Consider the following 22109-nt stretch of genomic DNA (forward strand, 5'->3'; position numbering starts at 1 on the left):
CAGATTTTGAAATCTGTTCGCTGAATGTTGTCGCCTGTCCGCGAACCTCGGCCGCTCCCGGAGCCGCCGCCGTCTCCTCCGCCCGCTCGCCGACCAGCGGCGAAATGTCGCGCGGGGTCCTGGCGACGGCGCGCCACCACAGGCGCACGGCGGGCGGGGCGGCGGGCTCGAAGGGCTTGCCGGGGCGGGGCACGGCGAGCCGGGCGCCGAGCGTCTGGGCGGCGGTGACCACCCGATCGGCGGGCTCCTCCCACGGGTGCAGCGCGAGGTTGAACGTGCACCAGTGGATCGGCAGCATCAGCTCGCCCCCCAGGTCCAGGTGCGCCCGCACGCCCTCCTCGGGGGTCATGTGCACCTCGGGCCAGAACTCGCTGTACGCGCCGACCTGCATCATCGTCGCGTTGAACGGGCCTAACCGGCGGCCGATCTCGGCGAAGCCGGGGAAGTAGCCGGTGTCCCCGCTGTGGAAGATCCGGTGCCCGCCGCCGGCCACCACCCAGGACGCCCACAGGAACAGTGCACTGGTGCGCGGACCGCGGCTGCAGTAGTGGCGGGCCGGTGTGGCGGTCAGGGTCAGCCCGGCGACCTCGGCCGACTCCCACCAGTCCAGTTCGACGATCCGCTCGGCCGGTACGCCCCAGTGCTCCAGGTGCGCCCCGACTCCGAGCGGGACGGCGAACACCGCGTCCGTCCCGGTCAGCGTCCGGACGGTGCCCATGTCGAGGTGGTCGTAGTGGTCGTGGGAGATCACGACCACGTCCACCGGAGCGAGTTCGGACAGCGGCAGCGGCACCGGGTGCAGTCGCTTGGGCCCGGTCCAGGAGAAGGGGGAGCAGCGTTCGCCCCAGACCGGGTCGATCAGCACCCGCCGTCCGTCGATCTCGGCCAGCACGGTGGCGTGCCCCAGCCAGGTCAGCCGCAGCCCGGACTCCGGCGGCGCGGCCAGGTCGACCGGGAGCAGTCGGTGCACCGGCACGGCGGCGGTCGGTGTCCGGCGGGTCTTGTCGCCGGTCAGCTGGGCGCGGGTGATCTCCAGCGGGCTGCGCTCGTACACCAGACGGCGGGTCGGTACCGGGTTGCGGAAGGCGCCGTCGGCGAACTGCGGGGAGCGGCGGATGCGGGCCAGCCGCTCGCCCCGGGGCTCGGCGCCGAAGGCGTCGGTCCGGACCCGGTGCCACGCGGCCCGGGGCAGTCCGGCCAGCCCCGGGACGGCGCGCTCGGCGGCAGGGCCGGCGGACGGCGGGACCAACTGCGAGGACAGGCCGGCGAGGCGGGAGAACCACGGGGCGGGGCGGGGCACGGCTCCTCCAGGGACGGTCACGGCTACCGGGCGTGCCGGGGCGCGAAGCGCAGCAGTGGTTAGGGGTGCTGCGATACGACAACCATCTCGTCGGAGGTTACTCGCCGTGGGCCGTCCGGACCTGGTGGAGAGCCCGGCGCGGTCCAATCGGCGTACCCGGGAGGGCGGCGCCGGCCGCTGCCCGGGGCCCGCTCGGCCCGGGCTCGAACGCCTGCCCGCCCCGGGCTCGAACGCCCGGCCGGCCCGCTCTCCGTCAGGCGTAGAAGCGGGTGATCGTCTCCGCGACGCAGTGCGGCTTGGTGCTCTGCTCGCTGGTCACGGTGAACCGCACCACCGCCTGGACCCCGCCCGGCACCTCGGTGGCCGAGAGCAGCTCGGCGGTGGCCCGGATCGCCGTGCCCACCGGCACCGGCGCCGGGAAACGCACCTTGTCGGAGCCGTAGTTCAGCGCCATCCGCACGCCCTCGACGGCGTAGCACTCCTTCGCCAGCACCGGGATCATCGACTGGGTCAGGTAGCCGTGCGCGATGGTCGAGCCGAACTGGCTCTCCTTGGCCCGCTCCGGGTCCACGTGGATCCACTGGTGGTCACCGGTCGCCTCGGCGAACAGGTCGATCTGCCGCTGCTCGATGGTGTGCCACTGGCTGGTGCCCAGCTCGGTGCCGACGGCGGCGGTCAGCTCGGCGAGGGAGGCGAAGGTCGTCACGGTGCGCTCCTGGTGGGGGACGGGCCCGGGGAGGGATCAGGACGCCGGAAGCGTATGCCTACCCCCCGGTATCTGTCAGGAGCCGAACGGAAAACCGGTGTTCACGGGCCCGGTGCTCACTGGCCCGGTGCTCACGGGCTCGGCGCTCATCGGCTGTCGCGACTGGCGGCCCGGGGCGCCCGGCCAGGTCGGGAACAGCCGGCGGCCGCTGACCAGTTCCGGGACCAGTGCGACGAACAGCGGTTCCGGATCGGCCACCCAGGGCCGCAGGCCGGAGCGCAGCACCCGTCGGACCTGCTCGGGGTTGCTCACCACGTCGGCCCGTCCGTGGACCAGTACGCTCCACCCGGTGCGGGTGACCGGGTCCAGCAGATCCGCCTGGAAGGCCACCACCGTGCCGTCAAGCCCGCGCGCTGTGGCACTTCCCCGGCGCACGGCGAGCACCAGCCGCCCGTCCAGGACCTCGAAGGAGACCGGCAGGACGGCCGGCAGCGCGTGCTCGGTGTACACCACGCGCCCGACGGGCACGGTGCTGAGCAGCCGCAGGCACTCGGCCTCGCTCAGGGTCTCCACATGGTCCTCACGCTCCATGCATCCGATCGTCCACGGTCGGTGCGCGCGTCGATAGGGCCCATGGTCCCTGAGCGGACGGGACGGGAGCCCCGTCGGCGGCCGTCCGGGGCGGTAGCCTGCCCGGCGGTGGAGGAACGGTGGAGGAGGGGGGCGGCCGGATGGCGGGCGGGGTCGATCTGGTGGTGATCGGGGCGGACGGCGGGCCCGACCGGGCCTTCGGGGGTGCGGCGCTCGCGCCGGACGGCGCCCGGCTGCTCGCCGACGTGCTGCCCGGGATGTTCTTCGACACCGGTGCGGCCGGCTGCCGGCTCACCACGGTGCCGCCGGATGCGGACGCCAATGCGATGCTCACCGCCGTCCGGGACGCCGCCCAGCACCCGGGCCGCTGGCTGCTGGTCTGCCTGGTCGGCCAGTTGGTGGCGGACCCGCGGGGGCGACGGCTCGCCCTGGTCACCGCCGGCAGCACCGCCGACAACGCCTACCGCCGGGGCCTGGCCTGGGACTGGGTGGTCAGTGCGATGGTGCACGGGGACCAGGAGGAGGCGCTGCTGCTGGTCGACGCGGTGGTCGACCGGGACACCTGGGCGGCGCTGGAGCGCGGCGAGGACGGCGCGGGCGAACTGCTGAGCTATTCGAGGGTCCCGCTGTGGGGCCGGATCGGCCGCTACGCCCCGGGTAGCCGCTACACACCGGGCAGACGCGGCCGGGACGCCGTCCGGCCGGGCGGGGAGGGCTCGTTCAGCCGGGCCCTGACCACCGTCCTGCGCCAGGGCGTCCCGGGTGCCCCCGCGGCCGTCGCCCCGCTCGATCTCCAGCCGGCCGTGGCCGCGCTGACGGACGGTGGAGAACCGGTCGGTAGTTCGGGTGCGCCTGGCGCGCGCCTGCTCGTTCCGCCGTACGCCGGGCGTCTCCTGATGCGCAATCGGGCCGCGGTTCGGGGCGCATTGGCCGGATTGTCGCTTTCCGAAGAACTGTTGGCCGTTCTGTGGCGGGAAAGTGCCCCGACGGAACCGCCTTCCGCGTAAGGTCAGGGGGCCTGAGGTGTTGCCGTGATGGGGTGGGTTGGCGAAGAATCGATCCCCAGCGGAAACACCGGCGGGACGGCGGAATTCTCCTGGCGGCCGTGGATCACGGATCGGGTCGGTCGCAACGAGGTGGGGCCATGCGGCAGCGCGGAAATGTGTTGCGCCCTGGGGCGGTTGGGGTCGGTGGGGCGGTTCTGGTGTTGCTGCTCGGTGCTTGTGCGAGCGGAGGTGCGGGCGGTTCCGTCGATCGCATCGGGTCGGCTGCGCCCACCGTCGCGGGAGTGAACCCGCTAACTCCTTCGAGTGGTTCGGTAAACGGCTCGATCGCGCCGACCAGCGGTCCGGAAGGGGCCATGGGGCGACTGGCCCTGAAGGCGTATCAGGACTGGTGGCAGGCTCAGGCCGAGGTCTTCGGGCGGTCGGATTCGGACGGTTACGGACTGGAGCAGTACTCCTCCGGGCGTGCACTGTCCGACAGCCTGGTCAGCCTCCGGCAACTGCGCGACGCGAAAGTGGTGATGGCCGGAACGCCGCGCAATTCCGCGGTGGTCAAGGCCATTGATCTGAAAGCCGATCCGCAAACCGCCGTGATCGAGGACTGCGTCGACCTGTCGGGCTGGCACCGCGTCGATGCCGTCACCGGGGCCGCCAGGGATCCCGGATCACGCCTGTACCGGTACATCGGAACCGCGTCCCTGCGCTGGTTCCAAGCGCATTGGTTGATCTACGACTTCAAGCGGGAGGTGGACCGGACATGCTGAACGCGCGGAAACCGGCCCGGCGAATCGCAGTCGCCGCGTCGATGTCGGCCGGGTTGCTGCTGTCCTCGGCGGTGAGCGCGACCGCGGACGAACCGCCCAGCGGCGGGGCCGAGCAGTGCACCACGAACGTGATCTGCGTGGACGCCCATTCCGGCGGAAAGACCCCCGGGCCCGGCGGTTCCAATCCCGGCGGTGGCGGCGGCTCCGACACCGGGCCGCAGTTGTGCAGCTACCACGACGTCGCATGGGCCTGCCACGACCCCCAGCTGGGCTGGTTCAGCAGCGACAAGGGCTGCTACTTCCGGCCGCTGGACGCCCCGCCGCCCGCGGGCGACCCGCAGTGGGACGGCCACGACCCGAAGGACGGCGCGCTCTACACGAAGGTCTGCCCGCAGACCGACGGGGGCATGGGCGGCGCCGAGATCGTCTTCGAACCCACCGCGCCGGACGGGCAGAACGTCAACGCGGAGGCCACGGCCATCCAGGCCGCCTACGACCGGGTCCGCTTCAGGCCACCGGTGGGCCGGGCCGCGCCCCAGAACACGGCGGTGGTCAACGCCCCGGTCTGGCTCTGGGCGGACGACGCCGCACTGCCCGCGCCGGGCAGCGCGGCAGTCGCGGGCATCTCGGTCACCGTCACACCCCGGCTGGTGAAGGCGGACTGGAGCTTCGGCGACCACCTCCAGACCTCCTGCACCACACCCGGCACGCCGTACGACCCCAAGTACGGCGACGCGAAGTCACCGGACTGCGGCTACGAGTTCAGGACCAGCTCGGCCGGCGAGAAGAACGGCGTCTTCAGCGCCACGGTGACGATGCGCTGGGAGGCCACCGTCGTGGTCACCGGCGGGTCGAACCCGCGGAAGTTCACGATCCCGGGCATCAACCAGAGCAGCAAGCCCTTCGACCTCAAGGTCGCCGAGATGCAGGTGCTCAACTGATCGGGCTCACCTGATCGAGCTCGACCGATCCCGCCCGCGCGGCGATTCGCACACTGACCAGCCAGACGAGCCAGAGACGAACGAGGGAAGGGCGGAACCCGGTGGACAACCGTACGTTCGTGACGCCGGGATCCGGCACCTCCGCGGGCACCGCGGCGTCCGCGACGCTCCCGGAGCAGCCGGAGCAGGGCGGCCCGGGCAAGGGCCATGGGCGGGCGGTGCCGCACGCGCCCGGGCGGACCATGCGGGCGCGGCGGCGGCGCCCGGCGGTGCTGGCGATGGCGGTGGCACTGATCGCGGCCGGCGGGCTGGGCGGGGCCGTCCTCTACAACAGCACCGGCCAGCGGGTCGCGGTGCTGGCGCTGGCCCGGGACGTGCCGTGGGGGCAGGTGATCACCGAGGACGACCTGGTGGTCGCCCGCATCGCGGGGGACCCGGCGCTGCGCCCGGTGTCGGCCCAGGACCGGGCGAAGGCGGTCGGCATGCGAGCCGCCACCGACCTCAAGCGCGGCGCGATGCTCACCGGTTCCGACCTCGCGCAGGGCCTGTCGGTGCAGCCCGGGCAGATCGTGGTCGGGGTGTCGGCCAAACGCAGCCAACTGCCCGCCAGCCGGCTCCAGCCAGGCGTGCAGCTGGTCGTCGTCTTCACCCCCGACAACGGCCGGGCCGACTCGCTGCCCGCCACGGTGATCACCGTCGGCCGGGTCGACACCGACGGCAGCCAGGTGATCGACGTGGCGGTCGGCACCGCGGACGGGCCCCGACTGGCGCAGTGGGTGGCGAGCGGTCGGATCCAGGTGCTGCTCGCACCGCGCGGTGCGGCGGCGGGCGGCCCCGGAGGCACCGGACCGGGCCCGGCGCCGAGCGGTGCGCCCTCGGCCGCCACCACGCCCGGGGCCACCACGCCCGGGGCCACCACGCCCGGGGCCACCACGCCCGGGGCCACCACTCCGGGCGCCGCCACCCCCGGCGGTGCCGCGCCCGGGACCCCGGGCGCGACGGGCGGCGCCTGATGGCCGTGATCGCGGTGGTCGGCGGCCCGGGCGCACCGGGAGCGACCACCACCGCCCTGGCACTGCTGCTGTCCTGGCCGCTGCCGCCCGGCCGGCGGATCGTGCTGGTCGAGGCCGACCCGGACGGCGGCGCGGTGCTCGCCGGAGCCCTGGAGGGCCGGGTCGAGGCGGTGTACGGGCTGCGCAACCTGGCCGTCGCCGACCGGCGCGGGCTGCTCGCGCAGACCATCTGGGAGCAGCTGATCGACCTCTCGCCCGAGGGCAACGCCGAACGGCTGCTGCTGCCTGGGCTGACCGACCCCACCCAGGCGCCCGGCCTCGCCTACACCTGGGAGCCGCTCGCCGAACTGCTGCACGGCGTGGAACAGCAGGGCTACGACGTCATCGTGGACCTCGGCCGCTCCGGCGCCACCGGCCACAGCGCGGTGCTGGCCCGCCGCGCCGACGTGGTGGTGGCGACGGTGCGCACCACGCTGCGCGGGCTGAGCTCGGTCCGGCCCCGGCTCGCCGCCCTGGCCGAGGACCTGGCCGCCGCCGGTACCGGGGCGGACGCGCTCGGACTTCTGCTGGTGGCCGAGGGGCCGTACGCGCGGGCGGAGGTGTCCCGCGAGCTGGGGCTGCCGGTGCTCGGGGTGCTGCCGCACGCCACCCGGACGGCGAAGGTGCTCTCCGACGGCGGGGACACCACCGACCGGCGGTTCATCCGCTCGGAGCTGATGCGGACGGCGCGGTCGGCCGCGGACGAGGTGCAGCTGCTGATCCACCGTCGGCGTCAGCGGCTCGCACCGGGTGCGGCGCCGGCCCAGCTGACGGCGGGCGGCCGGGCGGCGGCTCCGGTCACGGCGGCCGTGCCGACGCCTCCACTACCGGCGGCTCCGATCCCGACGGTTCCGATCCCGACGGCTCCGGTGCCGGCCCCGCCGATACCGACCCCGCCCGGGCCGATGGCGCCGCAGCCGTCGACGCCCGCGCCTGCGGCCGGGTCCGCGCCCACGCCGAGCCCGTACGGGCAGCCGGCGTACGGGCCGGGCGGGCAGCCGGGGTACGGCCAGCCGGGTTGCGGACCGGGCGGCCACGGGCAGGCCCCGTACACGCAGGGCGGGTACGGCTCGGCGGCCCACGGCCAGTCCGGGCACGGCCGGTCCGGCTACGGGCCGACCGAGGGCGAGCAGCCCTCGTACACCCCGCCGCAGCCCGTCCCGCCGGTGATCACCACCGGCCCGGTGGCGCCGCTGGCCGGGCTGGCGCCGCAGCCGGCCGCGCCGGCGCCGTTCCCGGCACACGTCCAGTCCGCCCCGCACGGCGAGCCGGACGACCGGTACCCGCTCCAGCAGCCGCTCGTGACGGTGCGGCAGGACGACCTGAACGGGCCGTACCCGCACAACCCCGGGGAGGTGCTCCGTGCGCGGTAGCCCCCTGCACCGGCGTCCCGCCTCCGATCCGGCCGCACTGCCCTGGACCGCGCCGGTGTCCGCGCCGACGCCCACGCCCGGCCCGGTCGCCCCGCCGCACGGCTACCAGCCCGGCCCGGTCGCGCCGCAGCCCGTCGCGCCGCAGCCCGTCGCGCCGCAGCCCGTCACGCCGCAGCCCGTCCCGCCCGGCGCGGCGGGGCCCACCGCCGTGCCCTCCCAGCTGCCCTCGCTGGACCTGCGCGGCGCCGCCACCCGGCCCGCCGTCGACCCGCAGGTCGCCCGCGAGCTCAAGCGCCAGGTCGCGGCCGAACTGCACCAGCAGATCACCCGGTTGACCGCCACCTCCGGCTCCGAGCCGGACCGCGCCACCCGCCGCCAGCGCGGCCGGGCGCTGATCGAGGAGACCGTCGCCCGGTGGTCCGACGCCTACGCGCAGACCCACGGCATCCCGCCCACCCGGGAGCAGGACCGCGCCCTTGCCGAGGCCGTCTTCGACCTGCTGTTCCGGGCCGGCCGGCTCCAGCCCTACCTCGACGACCCGGAGATCGAGAACATCCTGATCAACGGCTGCGACGACGTCTGGGTCTCCAAGGTGCACCAACCCCTGCGCCAGGTACCGCCGGTGGCCGACAGCGACGCCGAACTCATCGAACTGCTCCAGGACCTGGCCCGCCAGCACGGCGGTGGCGAGCGCAGCCTGTCCACCGCCAGCCCGACCCTCGCGCTGCGGCTGGAGGGCGGCATGCGCCTCCAGGCGCTCACCGAGGTGACGCCCCGCCCGTACGTGGCGATCCGGCGCCACCGGGTGGCCTCCGCGACGCTGCCCGAGATGGTCGAACTCGGCACCCTGGACGCCACCTTGGCCGCCTTCCTGGCCGCCGCGATCCGGGCCCGGAAGAACGTGATGATCACCGGAACCCAGGGCGTCGGCAAGACCAGCCTGCTGCGCGCGATGGCCGCCGAGATCCCGCCGGACGAGCGGATCGGCACCCTGGAGTCGGAGTTCGAGCTCTGGCTGCACACCCTCGGCCACCTGCGCCAGGTCGTCCCGATGGAGGCCCGCGAGGGCAACGGCGAGCGCGTCGAGGGGCGCCTGGCCGGGGAGTTGACCATCGGCGACCTCATCCCGGCCGCGCTGCGCATGACACTCTCCCGGATCATCGTCGGGGAGGTACGCTCCGGCGAGGTCGTCCCGATGCTGCGGGTGATGACCAACGGCGAGGGTGGCTCGATGTGCACCCTGCACGCCCGCGGCCCGCACATGGTTGTCGACCGCATCGCCGAACTCTGCCTGGAGTACGGCTCTCACATGACCGACTCGCTCGCCTACCGGCTCACCGCCAACGCCCTGGACCTCATCGTGCACGTCACCATGGTCGACGAGACCGCCGTCGGCGGCCGCCGACACCGTTTCGTCTCCCACGTCCTGGAGGTCACCGGCCTCGGGGAGAGCGGCCGCCCCGCGCTGAACACCGTCTTCGGCCCCCGGCCGGACCTCGGCGAGCCGCGGGCCGTCCCGCACACCCCGCCGCAGTGCCTGGACGACCTGCGCCGGGCCGGCTTCGACGCCTCGCTGCTCGGCTCCCGGTACGGGAGTTGGACCACCCCGCTCCAGCTGCGGATCGGCGGTGGCGCGCGGTGATGCTGCTCTTCGCCCTCTGCGGGCTGGCGGTCACGGGCGGCCTGGTGGCCCTGGTGGCCTGGGCCCGCGGCAGCGAACCCGGCGACGAGGACGGGGCCGCGCGGGCGGCCAACCCGCTGGCCGGCCGGGTCCACGTGTTCTGGTACGGCGCCCCCGGGACGGCCGCGCACCGGATGGTGCGGCTGCGCCGGGTCCAGCTGCCGCTCGCGCTCGTCGGCGCGCCGCTGGCCTGGCTGTTCACCGGCATCCCGCTGACCGCACTGCTGGTGCCGCTGGCCGTCTTCGGTCTGCCCTGGCTGTTCGACACCACCCGCCCGGACACCCATCGGATCGAGCGGCTGGAGGCGCTCTCCGAGTGGACCCAGCGGATCGCCGACGTGCTGCTGCTCGGCGTCGGCCTCAACCAGGCCATCGTCACCAGCCGCCGCACGGCCCCGGCCGCCCTGGAGGACGAGATCGGCGAACTGGCCGCCCGGCTGCAGGCCCGCTGGCGGCCCGAGGAGGCGCTGCGCGCCTTCGCCGACAGCCTCGCCGACGCCACCGCCGACAAGGTGCTCGCCGCGCTCGTGCTGCGCGCCGGGGACAGCGGCCCCGGCCTGGCCCGCACGCTCTCCGACATGGCCGACTCGGTGCGCGAGGAGGTCCGCCAGCGCCGCGCCATCGAGGCCGACCGGGCCAAGCACCGGACCACCATCCGCTGGCTGGTCGGCATCATCGTGCTGGTCGTCACGGTCGGCTCCTTCAACACCGAGTACACCCGGCCGTACGGGACCTTCCTCGGCCAGGTGGTGCTCGCCGTGGTCGCCGCACTCTTCGTGGCGATCATCGCCTGGATGAGGGCGCTGGCCTCCCACCCGCCGGTGCCCCGGCTGCTGACGCCGGACCGGCGCAGCAGGAGCGGGCGGCGGTCCGCCGCACCGGCGACCGGGCCGGAGCCGGCCGAGCAGCTCGGGGAGGTCCGATGATCTCCCCCTGGTCCGTGCTGGCCGGCGCCGTCGCGGCCGGCGGCCTCGCCCTCCTGGTCGCCGAACTGCGGCCCGCGCCACCGGACCTGCGCCAGGCGCTGGACCGGCTGCACGCCACCCCCGCCGACCGCGAGCAGGACCCGGACGAGCGGCCCCGCTGGTACGACCGGATCGGCGAGCGGTCCGTCCACCTGCGCGGGGTCTCGGTCCCGCGCCGCGAACTCGCCCTGATCGGCCGCACCCCGGCCCGGTTCATGGTGCACAAGCTGCTGTTCGCCGCGCTCGGCCTGATGCTGCCCGCCTACCTGGGTGCGATGGCCGTGCTGATGGACGTGGGCCTGCCGTTCGCGCTGCCGCTGGTCGCCGGGCCGCTGCTGGCCGGACTGCTCTGGTTCGTCCCGGACGCCATCGTGCGCGGTGAGGCCAAGGAGGCGCGCACCGAGTACCTGCACGGCATCGCCGCCTACCTGGAACTCGTCGCGATGGAGCGGGCCGCCGACTGCGGCCCCGCCGAGGCGCTGCGCCGGGCCGCCTCGGTCGGGCAGGGCGCGGTGTTCCTGCGGATCCGCGACGCCCTGGAGCGCGCGGCCACCGACCGGCTCCCGCCGTGGGCCGGACTCGACGCCTTGGCCGAGGAGTTGGGCCTCAGCCCGCTCCAGGACGTGGCCGACATCATGCGGCTGTCCGGCACCGACGGAGCCGCCGTGTACGACACCCTACGGGCCCGCGCCAAGGGCCTGCGCGGGGAACTGCTCGCCGAGGACCTCGCCCGCGCGAACGCCGACAGCGAGCGGATGGTCGCGCCCGGGGCCGCACTGACCCTGCTGATGACCGTCCTGATCGTCTTCCCCGCCCTGCACCAGATGCTCAACTGACCGCGCTCCCGGACCTCTTCCGGTCCCTGTCCAGCCTCCGCAAGCATCACCAGCCGTATCAGAGCAGCCGGCACCACCACCAGACCACACCGCCACACCCCCGGGAGAACCAGATGACCGTACGACTCGCCCAGCTGGCAGGACGGGCGCTGCGCCCCGTCCTGCTACCGGTCCAGTTCGCACTGCTGCTGTTCACCCTGCGGCTCGGCCGGCTGCGGGCCGCCCGCGCGCGCGGCGACCGCGGCGCGATCAGCATCGAACTCGCCCTCGCCATCATCGCGTTGGTCTTCGTCGCGGGTGCCGTGGCGACCGCTCTCTACCTGTTGAAGGACAAGGTCGTCCAGAAGGTCGAGCAGGACCCGAACATGCCGGGCGGCGCGGGCGCGGGCGGCGCCACCAAGTGATGCGTCCTGCTCTCCGCCGCAGGGGCGACCGGGGGTCGATGAGCGTGAGCCTCGCCATCGTCTTCCCGGTCGTCCTGCTGCTCCTGCTGCTCGTCGTCCAGGCCGCGCTGTGGTGGTACGACCGGCAGGTCGCGCTCACCGCCGCCCGCGAGGGCGTGGACGCCGGACGGGTGCAGGGCAGCGCGACGGACGGCGAGAAGAACGAGGCGGCCCAGCGGCAGGCCCGCGACTTCCTCGACCGGCAGGGCGTGCACGAGTACACGGTGCGGACCGACGGCAGCACGGCGGAGACCATCCGGGTCACCGTGCAGCTGAGCCCGCCACTGCTGATACCCGGGCTCAAGGCCGCCGTCACCCAGTTCGCCGAGGCGCCGCGCGAGCGCTTCGTACCGCCGGTGGTGAAGCCGTGAGGGGCGCGCCGCGGGCACCGGGCCACTGGCGGCAGCGGCTTCGGGTGCGGCCGCGCCGGCGGGACCGGGGCGGGATCGCGATCGAGGCGGCGATCGTCGTGCCGGGGGTGGTCGGACTGGTCCTGGTGGCCATCGCCGCCGGGCGGGTGCAGACCACGGCCGGCACCGTGGAGGCCGCCGCCCGGGCCGGGGCCCGGACCGCCTCCCTGCAGCGCAGCGTGGACGGGATGGACCAGCCGGCCAGGGACTCCGCCCTCGCGACGCTGCGCCAGCAGGGCGTGTCCTGCCGCGATGGGGACGTGCGGGTCGGCAAGGGGGAGCTGAACCTGCCGGGTGGACCGGTCACGACCGTCACCGTCACGGTGGTCTGCGACGTGGAACTGGCCGACCTGCTCGGCGGACCGTCCGGGGTGCCCGTGACGAAGCACCTCGTCGGCGAGTTCACCTCGGTGGTGGACCGTTACCGGGGCACGTGACGGCGCACGGCGCCGTCACCGGGAAGACGGGGGATTGGAGACGGCCCGTGCGGGGGAGACGCAAGCGGAGAGCGCCCGGGGGATGACACAGCGGTACCGAGTGGCGCCCGGTGGGGGCCGGTGGGGAGAACAGCGTGCGACGTGGGGGGAGGGGACGGAAGTGGTGAGCCGTCTGCGGCGACGGCTGCCGGCGCGCCGGTCCGACCGGGGCGCCGTGGCCCTCTTCGTGGCGATCTGCGCGGCCTACGTCGTGCTCGTCATCGCCCTGGTGATCGACGCCGGCGGCCGGCTGCGGGTCGCCGAACGGACCGACGCCTACGCCCTGGAGGCCGCGCGGGTCGGCGGCCAGCAGCTCGACCAGGCGGCCGTCCTGCAGGGCAAGGGCTTCAAGGTCCAGGAGAAGTACGTCCGGGACGCCGCCGATGCCTACCTGGGCCTGTACGGCCTGCGGGCGGGCGACATCGAGTTCTCCGGTGACGGCAGGGTCGTCACCGTCACGGTGCGGGCCGACTACCGTCCGGTCCTGCTGGGCGCCCTCGGGGAACGGAAGGTAACGGGCAAGGGCAGTGCGACCCTCGTCCACGGAGTCGAGAAAGCGGAGACCGACTGATGGCCGCGCCACGTGCCAAGGACCAGGCCCGTACCGCCCAGGCCCGTACCGGCCGGGCCGGGACCTCCCATCGAGCCGGGGGTGCCCGAAGGCCCACCGCCCCGGCGCCCCGACCACCCCGCGGGCGCGGACGCGCCGTGATCACCGCGCTCGGCGCGCTGGTCACCCTGCTCGCCCTGCTGTTCGGCGTCCCCGCGCTGCTGCTGTACGGCACCGAAGCGGTCGCCGGGATGGGCGAGGTCGCCTCGGGCGGGGTGGGCGAGGCGCTCACCAGTCCGGACGACGGACGGCTGTTCCTGTGGGCACTGGTGGTGGTCGGCTGGCTGGCCTGGGCCTGCTTCGCGCTGTCCGTCCTGCTGGAGATTCCCGCCCAGCTGCGCGGCCGGATCGCCCGCCGCATTCCCGCCTTCGGCTGGAGCCAGCGGCTCGCGGCCGGACTGGTGGGCTCGGTGCTCGCGCTGCTGCCGGTGGCCGGCTCGGCCTTCGCCGCCGTCCCCGAACTGACCCACGGCCCGGTCGTCCAGGCGCAGTTGACGCCGGGCGTGCAGCGCGCCGCACTGACCGCCGCACAGGCCGCGCCGGCCCTGACCCCGGCCGCCGAGCAGCAGACCACGTACACGGTGCGCGACGCCCGGCCGGCCGACAGCCTGTGGTCCATCGCCGAGCGCCAACTGGGCTCGGGGGAACGATGGGTGGAGATCGCCAAGCTCAACGACGGCCGGGTGATGGGCGATTCGGGCATCCGCTTCGACGCCGACCGGCCGATCCAGCCCGGCTGGGAGCTGCTGATGCCGGCGGACGCCAAGCCGGACGAGGCGAGGACACCGGCGCCGGATCCCGCCCCGGCTCCCTCCGGGGACGCGGCACAGGGCACGCCGCAGGGGACGCCGCAGAACGTTCCGCAGTCCGGCACGGAGGCCGGAGGGCCCGGTGGTGCGGGCGGTTCCGGCGCTCAGCGGACCGTCACCGTCCAGGCCGGGGAGAGCCTGTCGGCCATCGCCCAGCGGGAGCTGGGGGACGGGGAGCAGTGGCCGAAGCTGTTCGAGGCGAACAAGGGGGCCCAGGCCCCGGACGGAGAGCAGCTGACGGACCCGGACGTGGTGGTGCCGGGGATGGTGCTCACGGTGCCGGGGGCGGGGGCCGATCAGGCTCCGGCTCCCGCCCCCGCTCCGGCACCCGCCGACCAGGCTCCGGCACAGACCCCGGCGCCGGGCGCGCCCTCGCAGGGCGCGCCGCAGTCGGCCCCGGTGCCCGCGCCCACGCACGCGCCGACCCATGCGCCCGCCCCCGCCGCGCACGCCGATCCGGCCCCCAGCGACGACTACACCGTCGCCCTCTCGGCCTCCACCGTCGGCGTCCTGCTCGCCGCCATCATGGTCGGCGCCGTCGCCCACAAGCGCGGCACCCAGCAGCGCGCCCGCCGCCCCCGGCACCGCATCGCGATGCCCGAGGCCGAGGCCGCCGCCTTCGAGAACGAGCTGTTGGCCCGGCAGGACCAGGCCGGACTGGAACTGCTGGACCGCGCCCTGCGCACCCTGGCCCGCAACACGGTGCGCGGCGGCAAGCGGCTGCCCGCCATCGTCGCCGCCCGGATCACCCAGGGCCAGACGATCGAGCTGCACCTGTCCGGCCCGGCCACCCCGATCGCGCCGTTCCGCGCCGCGCACGCCGCCAACGTGTGGTGGTGCGGCGCCGACTCGGGAGACCTGCTCAGCCCCGGCCAGGCCCGGAAGACCGCCGCGCCGTACCCCGCGCTGGTCACCCTCGGCACCTCGCCGGACGGCTCGGTGGTCCTCGCCGACCTGGAGGCCGTCCGGCTGCTCCACCTGTCCGGCCACCCGGACGACGCCCGCGACGTGCTGCGCACCCTCGCCATCGAACTGGCCCACAGCCCGCTCGCCGACCGGCTCCACCTGCACCTGGTGGACCTCGCCGAGGAGGTGCCGATCAGCGGCCCGGCCGCCGAACGCGTGCACCGCCACCCCACCCTGGAGGCCGCGCTCGCCGCCCTCGGCCCGCGCACCGCCAAGGCCCGCGCCACCCTGGTCGCCGCCGAGGCCACCAGCCCGCGCGAGGCCCGCAGCCGGGGCCAGGCCGACGAGTCCTGGACGCCCGAGATCGTGCTCTGCGCCCACCAGCCCGGTGGGGACATCCCGGCCGAGCTCGGGCGCCTGCTCGACGCCCGTCCGCGCACCTGCGTCGCCGTCATCACCCGCGCCCCGGAGCGGGGCACCGGACCGGTCGCCCGCTGGACCCTGCCGACCTCCGGGCCGGCCGCGATCCCGGGCCTGCACCTCACGGTCGAGCTGCAACGGTTGAGCGGGCAGCAGTACGACCAGGTCGCCGAGCTGCTCCGGGTCGCCGACGACACCACCCAGCACCCGGCCCCGGCCTGGACCCTGGACGGGCCGGAGGACGCCGACACCACCGAACTGCCCGCTGCCGTACCGGTACTGGCCGCCGTCGGGGCCTCGGTCGCCGGGGCTTCGGTCGCCGGGGCTTCGGCCGGTGGGGCCCTGGCGGGCGGGGCTTCGGTCGGCGGGGCTTCGGTCGGAGGGGCTTCGACAGGTGCGGCGGAGGAGGGCGCGGACGCGGCCGCCGGCCCCCGGTTGCTCGCCCGGGTCATCGGCACCGGGGCCAGCCCGTTCGCGGGCACCGATCCGGTGACGCCTGCTCCTGCTCCGGCTCCTGCCGTCCTACCGGTTCCGGCCGGTCCGGCACGGTTCGTCGTCAACGGACAGGGGCGGCAGGCGGCCGCCGACGAGACCACCCGGGACCTGCGGCGGCCCGGCCTGCCGGAGGGCGAGGGAGCGGCCGAGCCGGGGGACAGCTCCTCGGAGTCCACGGCGACGGTCGTGCTCGCCGTTCAGCCGGTCGTGCCGCAGCCCGTCGCACCGCAGCCCGTCGTGGCGGGGCCGGCCGAGGCGGAGCCGACCGTCTCGAAGACGGTCGAGGGTCCGTCCCCGTCGGCCGAGCCCGCTCCGGAGCCCGCTCCCGAACCCGCCGCCGCCGTCGGGAGCGGGCCGGTCGGGACCGCGGAGACCGTCGACACCGCGGATGCCATCGGCGCGGAGGAATCCGAGCCCGTCGTCGAGCCCGGCCCCGCCGCGCTCGAACCCGGCCCCGCAGCCGTCGCCCCGGTCGCCCGGACCGCGCCAGGCCGCAGCGACAGCGACGACCTGCTCGCGATCCTCCGCTCCCCGGAGGCGCACGCCCCCCGCAACGCCCCTCGGATCCGGCTGCTCGGCCCGGTGGACGTCGCGGGAGTCCTCGGCACCGCCTCACCCGGCGCACTGCCACGGCTCACCGAGCTGGCCGTCTACCTGGCACTGCGCCCGGGTTCCGACCACCACGCGCTCGACCACGACCTGCACCCCGGTGCGGCGCACCTCGACCCGCACCCCACCGCGGCCGACGCCAAGAGCCCGCTGCCGGCCAAACTCGCGGACCTGGCCGCCTGGTTCGGTACCTCGCCGGAGGGGCGCGCCTTCCTGCCCACTGAGGGCACCGAGGGCTACTCCTTCGCTCCGGCGGTCACCTGCGACTGGGACGAGTTCCGCAGCCTGTACCGGCGCGGCATGCGCAGTACCAGTGCCACTGCCGACGCGGCCCTCGCCCATGCGCTGGCCCTGGTCCGCGGCGCACCGTTCGCGGAGGCCCCGCCGGCCTCGTACGGCTGGGCCGAGGCCGAGCGGCAGGACATGATCGCGGCGATCGTCGACACGGCCCACGAACTGGCCGCCCGCCGCCTGCAGTACGGCGACCACCGCAGCGCCGAGGCCGCCGTCTTCCGCGGCCTCGCCGTCGCGCCGGACGTCGAACTGCTGCACCGGGACCTCTTCTACGCCTACGCCTCGGCCGGCGCCCGGGACCAACTCCTGCGTGCCGTCAACCGCTTGGACGCGCTCAGCCGCCGTACCGGCCGGGACCTGGACGCCGACACCGTCGCCCTGCTGCGGGACCTGCTCGCGGGTTCCTGACACGGACCGCCGACCGCCCGGCCACTCCCACAGGGGTGGCCGGGCAGTCGGGTTGACGGGCCGACGGTGAATGTGACGGCCGTGTGGGAATCCCGTACGGATGTCGTCGGCGCATCGGGCGGCCGCCGGGCGGCGGGGACCGGCGGCTGGTCAGGCCGTCCGCAGCCAGGTGTCCAGGGCGGTGAAGTCCGCCTCGGTGAGCCCGCGTCGGGGGTCCACCCGGTGAAGCAGGGTACGGGTGGGGGAGTGGGCGGCGGTCCAGCGGCGGTCGGCCTCGGTGATCTCGTCGTCCACCCAGGCGAACGGCCGTCCGGCGGCCCATTCGACCAGCGCACGGGTCTTCCAGTGCACGCCGTCCGGCTCTCCCGTGGCATCCGGGTCGTCCACCGGCCAGTCCACGACGGGCAGTCGGGGCAGGCCGAGCCAGGGCGCGAGGCACTCGTTGGCGTCCTCCAGCCAGGTGGTGGCCCACACCGGCTCGCCCGGCAGGCCCAGCAGTCGCCGCCCCAACTCCGGGTCCACACGGGTGATCAGCGGGTTCCCGCCCGGCGTCGTGCCGGGCGGGACGTGCGGGCTGCGGTAGGTGGGGTAGCCGCCGCGGGGCGGATCGCCGAAGGGGATGAGGGGGCCGTCCACGTCGAGGAACAGCAAGGGACGATCGGTATCGACCATGACGGCACCTTAGCCGGGCGGGGCGGGTGGTCCGGCGCGCCGATCGGCCACCCGGCCTGGAACGGGTGAGCCGGGATCTCGTAGGGTGGCGCGCACGGAGTGTGGTGGCAGGCACCATGCAGGCAAGGGCATCAGACGCCGCGGGAGCGGCGGGGCGGGGCGGTGACCAGGAGATGGCGGAGACGACAGCGGTTTCCGGAGGTCCCGACCCGGCAGCCGACTCGGGTCCCTGGGACGCCGTACCGCCCCCGCGACTCCTGACCGAGGAGCACCCGCCCGGTCCTGCCGCGCTGTACGAGCCGCCGCCGGCGCCCCCGGCCGCTCCCGCTCCGGTCGCCGCTTCCCTACCGGGTGCCGGTCCGGTCTCCGGGTTGGGCGCGCAGGGGGGCGTGCCGCCGGTCGGGCAGGCGCCCACACCGCCGCCCGCGCCCCCGGCCGCACCGCCCGTTCCGCCCACCGGGTGGACCCTCACCGGGCTGCCGGCCGCCGGGGCCGCCTCCACGGCGACCCCGCCGCCGTTCCCGGTCCAGAGCGCGGCGCCGGGTGCCGCGGGCGGGCCGGGGGCGGGCGGGCTCGGTGCCGCGCCGCGCGGGCGGATCCTGGTGATCGAGGGCGGGTACGGCAACTCCGGCCGCCGTACCTGGGGCCGTGGCGGCCCGACCCAGGCACCGGTCCTCTCGGCGATGCTCGCCGCCGTCTCGCCGCAGGTGCTTCTCGCCGCGGACGCGGTGGACGCCGTCCACCTCCCCGGGGCCGGTGACCCGCACACCGTCCTCGCCCACCTGCGCGCCGCCTCCCGGCACCCCGGACCGCTGCTGATCCACCTGGGTGGCCACGTCGTCGCCGACAAGCGCGGCGGGCAGCTCCAACTGACCCTGCGCGACGCCAAGCAGGACGGCCTGCCCTGGCAGGCCATCGCCGCCGAGCTGAGCCACCGTCCGGCCGAGTGGCAGACCCTCGTCATCGCCGACCTGAGCGCCGACCAGAACGCCTGGCCGTACCTGCAGGGCACCGTCTCGCCGCTCAGCGAGGGCATCCCGCTGTGGGCGGTGGTCAGCCCGGACCCGGAGCAGATCGGCACCTTCACCCGCGCGCTGATCGAGGCGCTGCACGGTGGCCGGCCCGGCGCGGGCGAGGTGCTCGCGCCCGAGCAGCTGCGGCAGCAGGTGTACTCGGTGCTGCGGCCGGACGTGGTCATCCTGGCCACGCACGCCCCGGACCGCCCCGTCTTCCGCAACACCGCCCGTCGCGGCGAGGGCCCGTCGGCCGAGGTGCCGCCGGTGCCGGCCGCCGGTGCCGCGGCCTCCGACATGCCGCCGCCCCCGGTGCCGCCGTTGCCGCGTCCGACGGAGCCGCGGGGCGCCGTCCCCGAGCGGCCGGTACCGGCCCCGGCTGCGGTACCCGCGCCGTCCGCCGGGTCCGCCGGGTCCGCCGGGTCCGCGGGTTCCCCGGTGGCCGCAGGCGGTCCGGTCAGCCTGGTCAAGCCGGGCGTGCCGCCCACCCCGCCGCGGCCGGCCCGCCCGGTCAGCCTGCTGAAGGCGGGCGAGGTCGCTGAGGCGCCGGGCGTGACCCTGCGCAAGCCGACCCCGGCCGACGCCGTGCCCGAGGACAGCGCGCCCCCGGCGGGCGTCACGCTCCTCAAGTCCGGGCCGGAACCGGCGGACGATGCCGTCACCGAGCCCGAACTCCCTCAGGAGGAGGAGGCCGTGGTGGCCGCCGAGGCTGAGGTGGAGGCGGTCGGGGAGCCGGTGGAGCCGGTGGAGCCGGTGGCCGAGGAGGCGGGGGAGGACGCGACCGGGGAGGTCGCCGAGGAGGCGTCCGAGGCCGTGGAGGGGCTTGAGGTCGTGGAGGGGCCCGAGGCCGAGGCCTCCGAGGTTGTGGAGGAGCCCAGGGACGCCGTCCCGGTGGAGCCCGTGCCGACGGACGAGGCGCCCGCCGAGCAGCCCCCCGTCGGGGAGGTGTCGGTCGAGGAGGTGTCGGCTGACGAGGTGCGGACCGGCGGGGCGCCCGCCGACGTCGTTCCCCCCGACGTCGTTCCGGCCGATGCGGCACCTGCTGACGAGGTGCCGGCCGACGCCGTGCCGCAGGGCGGAGGAACGGCCGACGAGGTCCCCGCCGACGCGCCGCCCGCCCCTGACGACGCCCCGGCCGGTACTCCGGCCGGCACCTCTGACGAAGTCCCGGCCGGCGAGGCCACTGCGGCCGGTCAGCCCCGTGCGGACTATCGCGAGGTCATCGGGCGGATCGTCCGTAGCGCCGACGCGGGGGACCACGCCGTCGCCACCGACCTGGCCTTCGCCCTCGAACTGGAGGCGATCGCCGAGCACGGTGCCGTCTCCGAGCCGGTGTTGCAGGTCCGGCAGGTCCGGGCGCACGTCTGCCGGCTCGCGGGCCGGTCGGCCGAGGCCGCGGACATCTACCGCGAGGTGGCGCTGACGCTGCTGCGTTCGCAGGGCCCGGACCACCCGGAGACCCAGCGGGCGGCCACCAACGCCGAGGCCTGCTGGCGAGCGATCACCGATCGTGCGGAGGCCATCCGGATCGCCCCGGAGATCATCGAACTGCGCGCCTACCTCCCGGGCCCCGACGGCCGCAAGCTCCGCGCCGCCGAGCGCTACCTCGCCCAGCTGGCCGCCACCGGCTGACGGCAGATGGCCGAAGGCCGGCGGGGAACAGCAGACGGCGGACGGATCACAGCAGACAGGTAGCAGAAAACAGCGAACGGCTGACAGATTTCGAAATCTGTCAGCTGTTCGCTGTCATTTGTTACCCGTCACTCGTTGTCCGGCGACCCGCCCACTCACCGACCGGCGATCGCGTGCACGAACGTCGCGCCGTCGATGGTGCCCAGACCGCTGGCGAGGTCGTAGCCCTCGGTGGCGTTGTAGCCGGTGACGCCGTCCCAGCCGTTGTCGCCCTGCTTCACGTCCACGATGCCGCTCCACTTGCCCGGCAGCAGGTTCAGGCCGTACAGGCGCCAGTTGAGCTGGCCGAGGCGGTGGCCGGCGAGCTGGTCGGCGAGCGCGACGACGCCCGAGAACAGCGGGGTGGCCTCGCTGGTGCCGCCGGTGAGGTGCCAGCCGACCGAGGTCGGGTCGTAGGACTCGTAGGTCCAGGCGGCGCCGTCCACGGCCGCGCTCATGCTGATGTCCGGGGTGCCGCGGTGGTTGCCGGTGACGTCGGCGACGCCGGCCTGGTACCACGGGCGCTCGAAGACGCCCGACACGCCTCCGCCGCCGGCGCCGGACTTGTCGTGCCACACCTTGTCGGGCGCGGTGCGCTTGCCGGAGTCGTCCAGGGTGAGCTGGGTGCCGCCGATGGAGGTGACCAGCGGGTCCGACGACGGCCAGGAGTTGACCTTGTACGGGTACAGGTCGGTGCCGTTCTCCTTGGCGTCGGTGGCGCCGTTGTCGCCGGAGGCGGCGAGCACGGTCACGTTGTGGTCGGCGGCGGCCTGGAAGGCGTACCGCAGGTCGGTGAGCGACTTGAAGTCGCCCTTGTCGTAGCCCGGGAAGGTGTTCTCGGTGGCGCCGAAGCTCTGCGAGATGACGTCGGCCCGGCCCTGCTTGATGAGGCTCTTCTCGGCGTCCATCATCTCCGGCAGGCCGGTGGTGCCCTCGGTCTCGGCGACGCCGGTCTCGACCAGGACGATGTGCGCGTCGGGGGCGATCGCGTGGGCGTACTCGACGTCCAGGGTGGTCTCGCCGGCCCAGCCGGTGTGGTCGGGGTTCTTCGGGTCGAAGACGGGGACGTTGCCCCACTTGACCACCTCGACGTTGGTGTCCGGGATGCCCCACTGCTTGTCGAAGACCTCCAGGTCGTGCTGGATGGTCGGCGAGCCGAAGGAGTCGACGATGACGATCGTGCGGCCCTTGCCCGTGATGCCCTCCTGGTACAGCGGGTTCAGGTTGTAGGCGGTCCGGTACTGGAGCGGCGAGTAGCAGTGGATGCCGATCTGGCTGACGCACTGGGTGGTGGTCAGCGGGGCGACGCGACCCTGGGCGTTGTGATGGCCGAAGGAGGCGGGGCGGACGTGGACGCCCGCGAGGTCGTGCGCGGGGGCGGCGATCGCGGTGCCGGAGGTCGGCACGGCGACGGTGCCGGCCGTGAGGGCGGTGGCCCCCACGGCGAGCAGGGCCAGGGCACGGCGGAGGGTGGCGGGGCTGCCCATGGGGCTCCTTGGGGCGCAGGGCCCGACGTGGCTCGGTCGGGTCGGTCCGGCCATCCCATCGAGAGCCGCATGATCATGCCATAGTCAATTGGTGGGGTCGCGTGGTCGAGGTCATGGTCATGCTCGGCCACGCGAAAAGGTAAAGGTCGTCCCAGGGGAAAGTAACCTCCCTC

At 75.0% G+C, this 22109-nt stretch carries 19 protein-coding genes; 14 read left to right on the forward strand and 5 right to left on the reverse strand.

From position 1 onward, the window contains the following. The 3 genes from ACFU7Y_RS00410 to ACFU7Y_RS00420 form a co-directional block, all read right to left on the reverse strand. Window positions 1-1201, reverse strand: a 1201-nt coding sequence (locus ACFU7Y_RS00410; RefSeq protein ID WP_380765813.1) for an MBL fold metallo-hydrolase, incomplete at its 3' end; no start/stop codon positions are given. A gap of 352 nt (window positions 1202-1553) precedes the next feature. Further along, window positions 1554-2006 carry a MaoC family dehydratase gene (locus ACFU7Y_RS00415; protein ID WP_224283727.1) on the reverse strand — a complete coding sequence of 151 codons (453 nt, stop codon included), beginning with the start codon at window positions 2004-2006 and terminating at the stop codon, window positions 1554-1556. 75 nt (window positions 2007-2081) lie between these two features. Next, entirely contained in the window at window positions 2082-2597 is a 516-nt protein-coding gene (locus ACFU7Y_RS00420) for a pyridoxamine 5'-phosphate oxidase family protein (protein WP_380765740.1), read from the reverse strand. Between the two features lie 119 nt (window positions 2598-2716). Between ACFU7Y_RS00420 and ACFU7Y_RS00425 the strand changes: the two genes are divergently transcribed. The 13 genes from ACFU7Y_RS00425 to ACFU7Y_RS00485 all read left to right on the forward strand — a co-directional run bounded on the left by ACFU7Y_RS00425 (window position 2717) and on the right by ACFU7Y_RS00485 (window position 17093). Further along, entirely contained in the window at window positions 2717-3604 is an 888-nt protein-coding gene (locus tag ACFU7Y_RS00425; RefSeq protein WP_380765742.1) for a hypothetical protein, read from the forward strand. Between the two features lie 281 nt (window positions 3605-3885). Beyond that, window positions 3886-4365: a hypothetical protein gene (locus tag ACFU7Y_RS00430; protein WP_380765743.1), complete on the forward strand. Its 480-nt coding sequence runs from the start codon at window positions 3886-3888 to the stop codon at window positions 4363-4365. Further along, a complete protein-coding gene (locus tag ACFU7Y_RS00435; RefSeq protein ID WP_224283731.1) occupies window positions 4359-5306 on the forward strand; it encodes a hypothetical protein in 948 nt (315 codons plus the stop codon). The genes ACFU7Y_RS00430 and ACFU7Y_RS00435 overlap by 7 nt, the downstream gene beginning before the upstream one ends. Before the next feature lie 119 nt (window positions 5307-5425). After that, window positions 5426-6319, forward strand: a complete 894-nt coding sequence (locus ACFU7Y_RS00440; RefSeq protein WP_380765745.1) for an SAF domain-containing protein — start codon at window positions 5426-5428, stop codon at window positions 6317-6319. Further along, on the forward strand, window positions 6319-7731 hold the full coding sequence (locus ACFU7Y_RS00445; RefSeq protein ID WP_380765747.1) for a hypothetical protein: 1413 nt from the start codon (window positions 6319-6321) through the stop codon (window positions 7729-7731). Before ACFU7Y_RS00440 ends, ACFU7Y_RS00445 begins: the two co-directional genes overlap by 1 nt. Then, window positions 7721-9373: an ATPase, T2SS/T4P/T4SS family gene (locus tag ACFU7Y_RS00450; protein ID WP_380765749.1), complete on the forward strand. Its 1653-nt coding sequence runs from the start codon at window positions 7721-7723 to the stop codon at window positions 9371-9373. Before ACFU7Y_RS00445 ends, ACFU7Y_RS00450 begins: the two co-directional genes overlap by 11 nt. Continuing rightward, window positions 9373-10338, forward strand: coding sequence for a type II secretion system F family protein (locus ACFU7Y_RS00455; protein WP_224283821.1), 966 nt, complete (start codon window positions 9373-9375; stop codon window positions 10336-10338). Before ACFU7Y_RS00450 ends, ACFU7Y_RS00455 begins: the two co-directional genes overlap by 1 nt. Continuing rightward, complete coding sequence (locus tag ACFU7Y_RS00460; protein WP_224283820.1) at window positions 10335-11213, forward strand: hypothetical protein; 879 nt, start codon at window positions 10335-10337, stop codon at window positions 11211-11213. The genes ACFU7Y_RS00455 and ACFU7Y_RS00460 overlap by 4 nt, the downstream gene beginning before the upstream one ends. Before the next feature lie 113 nt (window positions 11214-11326). Further along, complete coding sequence (locus ACFU7Y_RS00465) at window positions 11327-11617, forward strand: hypothetical protein (RefSeq protein WP_224283819.1); 291 nt, start codon at window positions 11327-11329, stop codon at window positions 11615-11617. Between the two features lie 38 nt (window positions 11618-11655). After that, entirely contained in the window at window positions 11656-12027 is a 372-nt protein-coding gene (locus ACFU7Y_RS00470) for a TadE/TadG family type IV pilus assembly protein (RefSeq protein WP_263455575.1), read from the forward strand. Continuing rightward, the gene (locus tag ACFU7Y_RS00475; protein ID WP_224283817.1) at window positions 12024-12503 is read left to right on the forward strand and encodes a TadE/TadG family type IV pilus assembly protein; all 480 of its coding nucleotides are present in this window, start codon (window positions 12024-12026) and stop codon (window positions 12501-12503) included. Before ACFU7Y_RS00470 ends, ACFU7Y_RS00475 begins: the two co-directional genes overlap by 4 nt. A 163-nt stretch (window positions 12504-12666) precedes the next feature. Further along, window positions 12667-13113: a hypothetical protein gene (locus ACFU7Y_RS00480; protein ID WP_380765753.1), complete on the forward strand. Its 447-nt coding sequence runs from the start codon at window positions 12667-12669 to the stop codon at window positions 13111-13113. After that, complete coding sequence (locus tag ACFU7Y_RS00485) at window positions 13113-17093, forward strand: LysM peptidoglycan-binding domain-containing protein (protein ID WP_380765755.1); 3981 nt, start codon at window positions 13113-13115, stop codon at window positions 17091-17093. The genes ACFU7Y_RS00480 and ACFU7Y_RS00485 overlap by 1 nt, the downstream gene beginning before the upstream one ends. A gap of 150 nt (window positions 17094-17243) precedes the next feature. On the opposite strand, the gene ACFU7Y_RS00490 is transcribed toward ACFU7Y_RS00485, so the two are convergent. After that, the gene (locus ACFU7Y_RS00490; RefSeq protein ID WP_380765757.1) at window positions 17244-17765 is read right to left on the reverse strand and encodes an HAD domain-containing protein; all 522 of its coding nucleotides are present in this window, start codon (window positions 17763-17765) and stop codon (window positions 17244-17246) included. Window positions 17766-18136: 371 nt separating this feature from the next. Here ACFU7Y_RS00490 and ACFU7Y_RS00495 point away from each other — a divergent pair, with 371 nt between their 5' ends. Next, the gene (locus tag ACFU7Y_RS00495; RefSeq protein ID WP_380765759.1) at window positions 18137-20410 is read left to right on the forward strand and encodes a hypothetical protein; all 2274 of its coding nucleotides are present in this window, start codon (window positions 18137-18139) and stop codon (window positions 20408-20410) included. 155 nt (window positions 20411-20565) lie between these two features. Here ACFU7Y_RS00495 and ACFU7Y_RS00500 read toward each other — a convergent pair whose 3' ends face one another. Next, complete coding sequence (locus tag ACFU7Y_RS00500) at window positions 20566-21936, reverse strand: S8 family serine peptidase (protein WP_224281926.1); 1371 nt, start codon at window positions 21934-21936, stop codon at window positions 20566-20568. Window positions 21937-22109 lie beyond the last annotated feature (173 nt).

Origin of the sequence: Kitasatospora sp. NPDC057542 (assembly GCF_042801945.1) — a bacterium.
Taxonomy (GTDB): Bacteria; Actinomycetota; Actinomycetes; order Streptomycetales; family Streptomycetaceae; genus Kitasatospora.